The sequence below is a fragment of the Chlorogloeopsis sp. ULAP02 genome (assembly GCF_038404745.2).
GTDB lineage: Bacteria > Cyanobacteriota > Cyanobacteriia > Cyanobacteriales > Nostocaceae > Chlorogloeopsis.
This window is the reverse complement of sequence record NZ_JAYKTT020000046.1, coordinates 20,175-29,766: the sequence shown is the minus strand read 5'-3', so window position 1 is coordinate 29,766 and position 9,592 is coordinate 20,175. Positions and strand designations below refer to the sequence as shown.

Genomic DNA, 9,592 nt, shown 5'->3' with positions numbered 1-9,592 from the left:
AAATACTCCAGTCTCAATATAACCAACTACGCCAGTATGAACATACTCCTTTGATAAACATTCAAAGTTGGAGTGAAGTTTCTGGGGGATTACCATTATTTGAAAGTTTGTTAGCGTGTCAGAACTCTTTAGTAGATATTTCTCGCCTATCTACAACTAATTTAAAAATTAATAACGTTTCTTTCTTTTCACGCTCTAATTATCCCCTCACACTTATCTTACTACTTGGTTCAAGCTTAGGTCTAGTGGCTCACTATGATTCATCTTTTTACAAATTTATAAACATTACTAGAATCCTAAGTCACTTACAAATATTATTTAATGCTTTCGTGGAAGAACCTAATACACAATTGGAAAATTTAATTAACTTAATTCAGGAATATGAAAATCAACAAAAAACTGATGATTTAGAAAGAATGCGAAATATAGCTGCTAATAAATTAAAAAACATTCAACCAAAAACCATTGTACTTTCATAAAATTATGTCTTATACAATTACTCATCCCGACTACAATCTTATTGCTTCAGTTAATAATCAATATTATAGTCAAGATTATCTTGAATATAATTTACCATTTATTAACGAATTATTTTTATCAAAGCTGCCTGTTGGTTCAAATATTCTTGATGTTTGCTGTGGCGTTGGCCGTTTAGCACAGATGTTGTTAAGCAAAGGATTTAAAGTCACAGGAATTGATAGCTCAGAAGCAATGCTGCATTATGCTCGTGAAAATGCAAGCAATGGTGAATTTATTTTCAGTGATGCGCGTGATTTTGAATTGCCACCAGTTTTTGAAGGAGCAATTTCTACAGGTGCTTTCAATCATTTTATGTGTTATGAAGAATTAAAAAGTGCTTTCGAGAGTGTTTACAAAGCATTACGCTGTAATGGTTTATTTGTCTTTAATATTTTGTTAGAACAAGGGTTTCAAGCTGGCTGGAATGACATTGTTTTAAGTGATGCTAAAGATGATTGTGCCTGGATTGTAAAACACACTTACAATCCAGAAGAAAAGATAGGTCAAATCAAAATTACTGGTTTTAGATTAATTGAAGGAAATTGGCAACGTTTGGACGATATCATGTTAGTTAAAAGTTATGCCGCAGATGAAGTTATATCTGCCTTAGAAAATGTAGGTTTTAAGCAAGTTCGTGTTCATCATAGTGAACCAGATAAACCACGTGAAAGTTATTTTGTGGCTTCCAAGTAATCAAGGATGAAGTATGAAGCAAGAAATTTATAAATATGAAAAATAAATACGTTTGAAACCCTTACCAATGACGTTATTAACTAGTAATTTTCATAGGAAACTTTATATAGATGTGTGGTATCGTAGGCATTTTTTCCAGACAAGAACCAATTATAGTAGAGGCCTTAACTAAGGCGACACAACAGTTGAGCGATCGCGGCCCCGATCGCCAATCGCATTGGGTTGCTTCCCACCAAAAAGTGGGATTAGGGCATACTCGACTTAGTATTATCGATTTAGTAACAGGCAATCAACCAATAACAAATGAAGATGAACAGTTACACGTTGTTGTGAATGGGGAGTTTTATGATTATGAAAAGATTCAGTATCAATTAAAAAACTTAGGTCATCGACTGAGAACCCGTTCGGATAGCGAAATCGTACTTCATCTATATGAAGAATTTGGCACTGAATGTCTGCAATATCTCCGAGGTGAATTTGCATTTATCTTGTGGGATGAGGCGAGACAAGTTTTATTTGCGGTGCGCGATCGCTTTGGAATTAAACCACTTTTTTACGCTAAAGTTGGTAACACACTTTACTTAGCATCAGCAGCCAAAGCTTTATTTGCTGCTGGAGTTCCCGCCAGTTGGGATTATGAATCATATTTTCAGCAGTTATTCATTTATGTCAATCAAGACAGCACCTTGTTTGCAGGTGTCAAGCAAATTCCGCCTGGACACTATTTGTTAGCAACGCCCAATCAAACTTATATTACTCGGTACTGGGATCTGGATTATCCAACAGCTAATCAGCATATACCACAACGTCAGGATAATGAATATATTGAGCTATTCCGCCACAAATTGGAGGAAGCTGTGCAAATTCGACTACGGGCTGATGTACCTGTGGGTAGCTTCTTGAGTGGTGGTATTGATTCATCAGCTGTTTTGGGGATAGCAGCAAAATCTAGTTGCGATCCAATTCGCGCCTTTACTGTCTCTTTCGATCGCCCAGCCTATGATGAAGAACCTATCGCCCGTGAAACAGCAAAATACGTGGGTGCTGATTTTCAAGTGATTCGGTTGAATCAATCTGATTTTGCTGAACATATTGCTGATGCAATTTGGCACGCTGAAACTTTGGGTGTAAATTCACATGGTGTAGCAAGATATATACAAAGTCGTGTAGTCAGACAATCGGGTTATAAAGTTGTTTTATCTGGGGAAGGTGCGGATGAAATTTTGGCAGGGTATAGTCACGCACGCCAAGATTTACTTTTCAATTATTCTATTCAAAAAACACCAACTGCCTTAGCTAGTGTAGAGCATAAATTAGGATTTATCCCTACTTGGTTAAGGGAAATAGCAGTTAAACGTTCTGTTTTTCACCTGCTTCTTAATCCTGATTATGCCTCTGATTATTCTGACCTAGATGTTTATGGCAAGTTTTTAAATCAATTTGATATCAAAGGACAAATTTTAGGAAGAGAACCAGTTATTCAATCTTTATATTTGTGGTCTAAGTCAATTTTACCTAACTATATTTTGTTTGCTGAACGTTTAGAAATGGCTCATGCGATCGAGGTACGTTTACCCTTTTTAGATCATCATCTTTTTGAATTAGTACGCAAAATGCCAGTTTCTTTATTAGTTCGGGGAATGAAAGAAAAATATGTGCTGCGAGAAGCGGCTAGACCTTTTTTGACTGATACAGTCTACACTCGTCCAAAACAACCTTTTACTGCTCCACCTGTAACTATTACAACTAATAATTCTCTTTATATTTTAATTCAAGATGTGTTGCGGAGTTCAGTTATGGCATCTGTACCATTTTTTAACCAATCGGCGATCGCTACACTCTTAGATGGACTTGCAACTATGAAAGAAAGCCAGCGTATTAATTTAGAACCAGCTTTATTGATGCTACTAGGTACTTGCTTTTTACAAAGTCGTTTTAATCTTTAGTTGCAAAATATATATAAAAAATTTTAAACGCAAAGGTGCGCTGAGGTAAGCGCAGAGGAACACAGAGGTATGATTGAAGGCTTTGAACTATCACCCCAGCAAAAGAATATCTGGCTGTTACAGCAAGACAGTTCAGTTTATCGAACACAGATGAGTGTTTTAATTGATGGAAAATTGAACGTGGAAGCTTTACAAAAGGCTTTTCAAGAGTTGGTTAATCGGCATGAAATTCTTCGCACGAAATTCAAAATATTACCAGATATAGCGTTTCCTGTTCAGGTTATTAGTAATACTATTATCCTAAATTGGCAAGAATTAGATTGGAGTTATCTAAATGCTGATGAGCAAAAAAGCCAAATTTTAGAATTTTTAATAACAGATAATAAATGTAAAATTAATTATATTGATTATTCTTTATTTAATGTCGATTTAATTAGGTTATCACAACAAAAATATATTTTAATCGTTACGTTACCCAGCCTTTGCGCTGATTCTATAACGCTGGATAATTTATTACATGAACTCACTCTTTTATATACTAATAAATATAATTATTTAAATAAATATCCTTTGCAGTATGTACATTTTTCTTCATGGCAAAATGAGTTATTAACTGATGAAGAGTTAGAATTGGGCAGAGATTATTGGCACAACAAGCAAATATCAGACTTTTTAAATCTTCAACTTCCTTTTGAAAAGGATAATTTTAAAGATAAAGAATTTGAACCAGAAGTTTTATCTGTTAAACTGGCTGACGATTTGGTAAATCAAGTAGAAGAATTTATTCAAAGACATCAAATATCAAAATCTGCTTTTTTTCTGGCTGCTTGGAAAATTTTACTTTGGTATCTTACGGATCAGTCTGATATTGTCATCGGAACTAATTACAATGGGCGTTCATACCCTAAATTAGAAACTACATTTGGTTTGTTAGCTCAATATTTACCAATTCACTCTCACTTAGAAGCTGAAGACATTTGTACTCAAGTGTTACAACAAGTTGATGCAGCAATTTGTGAGGCTTATTCTTGGCAAGAGTATTTTGCTTGGGATCAAATCATCAGAACAACAGATAATTCTAATATTTTACCGCCTCATTTATATTGTTTTGATTTTCAAGATTATCAGCAAGAGTATTTAGCTGATGGTGTTTCATTTTCTGTGAAACAGAAAAATGTTTGTTTATCACCTTTTAAAATTAAGATTAATTGTATTGATAGAAAAGAATCTATTGATATAGAGTTACATTATAATTCAAATTTGTTTTCATTGGAAGTTGTCAAAAAATTATCAAAACAATTTCAAACATTAATCGAAAGTATATTAAATGAAGAAAAAACAACTATAAGTAATTTACGAATTATAGATAAAGCAGAACAAGAAAAAGTTTTATTTATCTGGAACAACACCCATAGAGACTATCAAGCATTTCAATGCCTTCATCAAATTTTTGAAACTCAAGTAGAACAAACTCCTGATGCAGTTGCTGTTGTCTTTCTAGACCAAAAGATAACATATCGAGAGTTGAACCAACGAGCTAATCAACTAGCACATTACCTGCAAAAGTTCGGGGTATTGCCGGAAGTTTTAGTTGGCATTTGTATGCAACGCTCTATAGATTTAATCATTGGGCTGTTAGCTATTTTCAAGGCTGGAGGAGCTTACATACCACTAGATCCTACCTATCCACAGGAACGTCTAGGTTTTATGTTAGCCGATACACAAACACCAGTCTTATTAACTCAACAGCCATTGTTAGATTTACTTCCAGAACATGAAGCGCAAGTCATTTGTATAGATAGGGACTGGGAGCAATTTGCCCAGGAAAGTTTAGAAAACCCTGTTAATAACCTAACTCCAGATAATTTAGCCTATATAATCTATACTTCTGGCTCAACAGGAAAGCCCAAAGGAGTAATGAATAATCATAAGGGTGTAAATAATCGCTTGTTGTGGATGCAAGAGACTTTTCAATTCACAACCGCAGATAGATTTTTACAAAAAACCCCCTTGAGTTTTGATGTTTCTATTTGGGAAATTTTCTCGCCCTTTTTAGCAGGTGCAAGTCTAATATTAGCTAAACCAGATGGTCATCAAGATAGTAATTATTTAGTTCAGTTAATTGCCCAGCAACAAATTACTACTATTCATTTTGTGCCATCAATGTTAGCAGTGTTTTTAAATGAGGCAGAATTAGAAAAATGCCAAAGTCTCAAACGGGTTTTTTGTAGTGGAGAAGCACTTTCTTTTGACCTTCAAGAGAGTTTTTTTGCTCACGTAGATGCAGAATTACATAATCTTTACGGGCCGACAGAAGCATCAATCGAAGTAACTTGGTGGCATTGCCAACGAGATAGCGATCGCAATATTGTACCCATTGGTCGCCCAATCTCTAATATGCAGACATATATATTAGATAAGTATTTGCGTCCTGTCCCTATTGGTGTTCCAGGTGAGTTACACATTGCTGGTGTAGGAGTAGCGCGGGGTTATTTGCATCGACCTGATTTGACTGCACAAAAGTTTATTTTTAATCCTTCCACTTCTGAAGATAACAAACTGTACAAAACAGGTGATTTAGCTCGTTATTTACCTGATGGCAATATTGAATACTTGGGACGTATAGATGACCAAGTAAAAATTAGAGGATTTCGCATTGAGTTAGGTGAAATTGAAGCAGTTTTACACCAGCATTCTAGTGTTTCGACTGCAATTGTTCAGGCGCAAAATCAAGTTGATGAAAAACGCTTGGTTGCTTATATAGTGCCGCACCCACAATCAACGCCTAAAACTTCAGAACTGCGGTATTTTCTCGAACAGAAACTACCTAAATATATGGTTCCGGCAGAATTTATATTTTTAAAAGTACTGCCCGTTTTACCCAATGGGAAAATAGATCGTCGAGCATTACTAACTGCCGAACGAATACAACCAGAACCGGAAAATTATTTCGTCACACCGCAAACAGCAACACAGCAAATTGTGGCGGATATTTGGCAACAAGTATTAAATCTAGAGAAGGTAGGCATCTACGATAATTTTTTTGAGTTAGGTGGGCATTCACTATTAGCAATTCAGATTATTTCCCGATTAAATAAAGCTTTTCAAATTGAACTGCCCATACGTAGTTTATTTGATGCGCCTACCGTTGCAGAATTAGTAGAGATAATCGCCCAAACTAGTACCCCACAAACACAGATTATTCCTCACAGAACAAGAAGCGAACCTTGTCAGCTTTCCTTTGCTCAACAGCGATTGTGGTTTCTCAACCAATTAGAAGCAGATGTTTTTGCTTACAATATCTCCACAACTGTCCGCCTGCAAGGGCAACTCAATCAAACCGCACTGCATCAAAGTTTTAATGAAATTGTCCGTCGCCACGAAGCTTTAAGAACAAGTTTTACCATCATTAATGACCAGCCTGTTCAAGTTATAGCTTCTAATTTAACTTTAAATCTGCCCGTGGTAGACCTACGGCATCTCTCCAAAATTGAACAGGAAGCAGAGATTCAACGCTTGGCCATATCTGAAACACAACACTCCTTCAATTTGGCTGAAGTGCCATTGCTACGATTTACTTTGATATGTTTAAGCGATGTAGATCGTGTCTTGCTATTTACGGTACATCATATAGTTTTTGATGGCTGGTCAATAGAAATACTTCTGCGTGAACTAACTAGTCTGTATCAAGCTTTCTGTGCTGGTAAACCTTCCCCTCTTCCCGAACTGCCAATTCAATATGCTGACTTTGCTATTTGGCAAAGACAGTGGCTTCAAGGTGAAACACTCAAATCTCAATTAGCTTATTGGCAGCAGCAATTAGCCCAAATTCCTCTATTACAGTTGCCTACAGATAATCCCCGCCCGCCGATTCAAAGCTTTCGCGGTGCATCAGAGCCTTTTTTCTTACCTGCAAATTTGACTGAGGCACTTAAAACACTGAGCAATCGGGAAGGGGTTACTCTATTTATGACTTTGCTCGCGGCTTTCAAGACATTGCTTTGCCGCTACAGTGGACAAAATGATGTTGTAGTCGGTTCACCTATTGCTAATCGCGATCGCACTGAGTTAGAAGGACTAATTGGCTTTTTTGTCAATACTTTAGTCTTACGTACTGATTTGAGTGGCAATCCTACCTTTCGAGAATTGTTGCATAGAGTCCGAGAAGTAACATTAGACGCTTATGCCCACCAAGACTTACCCTTTGAATATTTAGTAGAGAAACTTCAGCCGGAACGAAACTTAAGCCACAACCCGATATTTCAGATTATGTTTGCCCTTGGAAATAACCCAATGGTAGACTTCAAACTCCCTGGCTTAAATGCCAGTTTCTTGGACATTGAGCGTCAAGCTGCCACATTTGATTTAAGTGTGTCACTACAAGTAGATGCTGAAGAAGTGCGAGGTAATTTTGAGTACAACACGAATATATTTAGTGCTGACACAATCCGGCGGATGGTAGAACATTTTCGGATATTACTAGCAGGTGTAGTAGATAATCCAGACCAGCATCTAGCAAATTTACCCTTATTAAGTGCCACGGAAGAACATCAATTATTGGTGGAGTGGAACAACACAGAAGTTGAATATCCTCTTAATCAATGTATTCATGATTTATTTACAGCTCAGGTAAAACTAACACCAAATAATATTGCTGTTACCTATCAAGACCAAGAAATTACTTACCACGAACTTAATACTCGTACCAATCAACTCGCACGTTATCTACAAAAATTAGGTGTAGGAACAGAAGTATTGGTAGGTATATATGTTGAGCGATCAATTGAAATGGTAATAGGTTTATTGGGGATTCTTAAAGCTGGGGGGGCTTATGTGCCTCTAGACCCAATATATCCCCAAGAACGCTTGGCTTTAATTCTAGAAGATGCTCAAGTATCAGTGCTGTTAACTCAAAAGAAATTGGCAGCAACGCTACCGGAAAATACAGCAAAGTTAGTATTTTTAGATACTGATTGGCAAGCGATCGCCGCAGAAAATCAATGCAACCTTACTAGCCAAACCACTAGTCAAAACTTAGCTTATGTTATCTTTACCTCTGGCTCTACAGGACGACCCAAGGGTGTAAAAATTATTCACAGCGCCGTGGTTAACTTTTTGTACTCCACAGGTGAAACTTTGGATTTAGGGGCGCAAGATATTCTTTTATCTGTGACAACTTTAGCTTTTGATATTGCGGTTTTAGAAATTTTTCTGCCTTTAACAGTTGGTGCGCGTGTAGTTGTGGCCAGTCGGGAAGTAGCGACAAACGGTGTAGAGTTGTCAAATTGGTTAAATAAATCTCAAGCAACAGTCATGCAAGCTACACCAGCAACTTGGCAGATGCTATTAGAAGCAGGATGGCAGGGCAATTCTCAACTCAAAATTCTCTGTGGTGGTGAAGCCTTTCCCAGACATTTAGCCAATCAACTATGCCAAAGATGTGCATCTGTATGGAATCTGTACGGCCCTACAGAAACTACCATCTGGTCAGCAGTTTGCAAAATCGAAATAGAAAATGACATTGTGCCGATTGGTCGCCCCCTTGCCAACACACAAATGTACATTCTCGATCAATACGGTCAACTTGTGCCGAGAGGAGTTGCAGGTGAATTACACATCGGGGGTGGTGGTTTAGCTAGGGGCTACTTAAATCAACCTGAGTTAACTGCCGAGAAATTTATTCCCAATCTTTTTGATAATTCAAAATTCAAAATTCAAAATTCAAAATTTAATCGTCTATACAAAACTGGTGATTTAGTTCGTTATTTACCAAATGGCAATATTGAATACTTAGGACGGATTGACGATCAGGTAAAACTCAGGGGTTTTCGGATAGAACTAGGAGAAATTGAGACAGTACTGAATCAACATCTAGGGGTGGGACAGGCTGTAGTTTTACTAGGAAATAATCAGCAATTAGTCGCTTATATAGTCTCTACCAATCAGCAAAATCTTACAAATAACGAGTTGCGGAATTTCTTGAAGCAGAAGTTACCCGGCTACATGATACCTAGTGAGTTTATTTTATTAGAAACATTTCCCTTAACCCCTAATGGCAAAGTAGACCGTCGGCAGTTGTTGCAGTTAACAGGCTTACGTCTAAAAAAAGAAAATACTTACGTTGCGCCGCAATCTGAAATTGAACAAGCGATCGCTGATATTTGGCAAGCGGTTCTGGCTGTGGAAAAAGTGGGAATTTATGACAATTTCTTTGATTTAGGTGGTCACTCTTTACTATTGGTGCGAGTTTTCAACCAGCTGCAACAATTACAGTACCAAAACCTATCAATGATGGATTTATTTAACTACCCAACTATCAATTCTTTAGCTCGATATCTCAGTCAAAAACCATCGTTACAACCAACTGGCACTCCCACCCAGAACCGCAGAGATGCCCTCAGACAACAACGCCAGCGCCGAAGCCATTAGGAGGT

At 37.1% G+C, this 9,592-nt stretch carries 4 protein-coding genes; all 4 read left to right on the top strand.

All coding sequences use genetic code 11. From position 1 onward, the window contains the following. Nucleotides 1–479 (top strand): condensation domain-containing protein (locus U2718_RS16655; protein ID WP_411813311.1); only part of this gene is annotated, 479 nt, incomplete at its 5' end. 4 nt (nucleotides 480–483) lie between these two features. Continuing rightward, nucleotides 484–1,212, top strand: a complete 729-nt coding sequence (locus U2718_RS16650) for a class I SAM-dependent methyltransferase (protein WP_342001393.1) — start codon at nucleotides 484–486, stop codon at nucleotides 1,210–1,212. A 110-nt stretch (nucleotides 1,213–1,322) separates the two neighbouring features. Further along, entirely contained in the window at nucleotides 1,323–3,158 is a 1,836-nt protein-coding gene (gene asnB / locus U2718_RS16645) for an asparagine synthase (glutamine-hydrolyzing) (protein WP_342001391.1), read from the top strand. 69 nt (nucleotides 3,159–3,227) lie between these two features. Further along, a complete protein-coding gene (locus tag U2718_RS16640) occupies nucleotides 3,228–9,587 on the top strand; it encodes an amino acid adenylation domain-containing protein (protein WP_342001389.1) in 6,360 nt (2,119 codons plus the stop codon). The last annotated feature ends 5 nt before the right edge of the window (nucleotides 9,588–9,592 follow it).